This window comes from Roseivivax isoporae LMG 25204 (assembly GCF_000521865.1).
Classification (GTDB): domain Bacteria; phylum Pseudomonadota; class Alphaproteobacteria; order Rhodobacterales; family Rhodobacteraceae; genus Roseivivax; species Roseivivax isoporae.
The window spans coordinates 1-1,841 of the sequence record NZ_JAME01000104.1; the positions used below are offsets into that span (position 1 = coordinate 1).

Annotated in this window: 4 protein-coding genes; all 4 read right to left on the reverse strand. The window is 69.3% G+C overall.

From position 1 onward, the window contains the following. Positions 1-64 precede the first annotated feature (64 nt). Positions 65-625, reverse strand: coding sequence for a head-tail connector protein (locus RISW2_RS22740; protein ID WP_043775664.1), 561 nt, complete (start codon positions 623-625; stop codon positions 65-67). 3 nt (positions 626-628) lie between these two features. Further along, positions 629-817 carry a hypothetical protein gene (locus RISW2_RS22745; protein ID WP_043775667.1) on the reverse strand — a complete coding sequence of 63 codons (189 nt, stop codon included), beginning with the start codon at positions 815-817 and terminating at the stop codon, positions 629-631. 58 nt (positions 818-875) lie between these two features. Next, positions 876-1,334, reverse strand: a complete 459-nt coding sequence (locus RISW2_RS22750) for a hypothetical protein (RefSeq protein ID WP_043775670.1) — start codon at positions 1,332-1,334, stop codon at positions 876-878. Between the two features lie 82 nt (positions 1,335-1,416). Beyond that, on the reverse strand, positions 1,417-1,841 hold a 425-nt coding region (locus RISW2_RS22755), incomplete at its 5' end, for a phage major capsid protein (protein WP_043775673.1).

The window sequence follows — 1,841 nt, forward strand, 5'->3', positions numbered from 1 at the left end:
AACCCGTCGGGCGCTTCGGTCGGCTTGTCGAACGCGACGCGGTCGCGCAGTGCCCCGGGATCCTTCATACCCAGACCCGCCACCGGTCGAGCATCGCGAGAAGCCGCGGGGGCACTTCCCCGGTGCGATGCTCGAACATGTGCGCGACGAACACGCGCATCACCTGGAGGAGCTGCGGCGGCACGTCCGAGGCATTCTCGCCGAACCCGGCGATGAACTGGATCTCGACCGTGTCGCGATCCGTGCGCGGCACCGGCCAGGTGAGCCCGTATTCCGGCATCACCCGGTGGGGATCCCGTGAGGTGATCAACCGGTACCGGGCGGCGTCGAGCGTCTGCCAAATGCCGGAGAAATCCAGCCAGCGGATGCTCACGATCTCCTGGACCGGCGACACTCCGAGGTCGATGCCGCCGCAGCCGAACCCGTCGAGGCGCAGCTGCAGCGTCTGCGTGATCATCCGGCGGCGGGTGTAGTCCTCCGCCAGCTGACGCGCCGCCGCACAATAGCCCGCGAGGGCATCGTCCTGGTCGGTCTCGTCCGCCTCGAGCCGCAGGTGCTGACGCAGGAGCGCATCGCTGGCGACGAGGGGCTCAGCCTCCGGCGGCGTCACGACGGACAGGGTCATGGATCAGTCGGCCTTCCCGCCGCGGACGTAGACCGCGGAGCCGCGGGAAACGAAGTGCTCGGCCGAGCGGATCGGGAACGACTTGCGCTGCCCCTTGGTGTAGCGCTCCTCCTCGGCCGTTCCGGCGCGCTCGTCCTGCACCACGTGATCGCGGACGAACTTGACGATGCAGGTGTCTTTTCTGGTGGCCATGGCGGGCCCTCCTGGTCAGGGGGCCGCCCCGCGCGCGGCGAGGCGGCGCGAGGTCGGATCAGACGGTGACGATCTCCGCCACCGTCGCCGCATCGCCGTCGGACGCGGGGCCGTAGCGCGGGTCGAAACCGAGAACCACGGCACCGCTGTCGCTGGTGGCAGTGCCAACGGTCATCGACAGGCGGACGTGGGTGAAGCCGTTCGCGAGGTCGAGGTCCTCGCCCCAGCACTCGATGATCGCTTGCTTGTCGCTGTCGGTGCCGGCCTGCGTCAGCTGGGCGATGGCCGAGGCCGGCACGTCCTTCGCGCCGGTGCCGGAGCCGTCCTGCGCCTGCTCAAGCTTCGCGTCGAGGGTGCCCGAGGAGCCGAGCGTGCCGGCCAGGATGATCGCCATGATCGACGACCAGTCGGCCATGTCGATCCAGGCGGTGGTGTAGGTCGCGGCGGCGTTGGCGTCGGGGTCGATCACGCCGACGACCGCCGAAACCTGCGACGGGTTGAGGGTCTTCATTGCCATGTCTCAGGCCTCCGGATGAGATGGTCGAGGTGGGGCGGCGCGGCAGGGCGCTGCGCCGCCCGACGGATCAGGCGCGCTCGGCTTAGGCGCGCTCGGCGAGCGTGACGAAGTGGGACTTGGTCGCGTTGCCGTTCTTCGGCGCCACCGGCTTCGACAGGTGCGGCTGGCCGCCGTAGCGGAAGGTCCAGCGGAACGCTTCGGTGGCGTAGTCGAAGTAGAGGTGAATCGAGGACGCGAACTTGACGCCGGAGGCACGGCGCGCGCCGTAGTAGCCCCGCGGCGAGATCAGCTGCAGGTCACCCTTGTCGCCGAGGGTCTGCGCGAACTCACTGAAGCGCACCGGGCGGCCGAGGAGGAAGCCGCCGGGTGCGCCGCTGAGATCGCCGCTCGGCGGCGTCCAGATCGGCTTGTCCCCGATCGTCATCGTCATGAGCTGCGGAAGGGTGTCCTGGTTGGTCATCCAGAACGGCCGGTCGCCCGGGATCATCATGAGCCGCGAATACATCG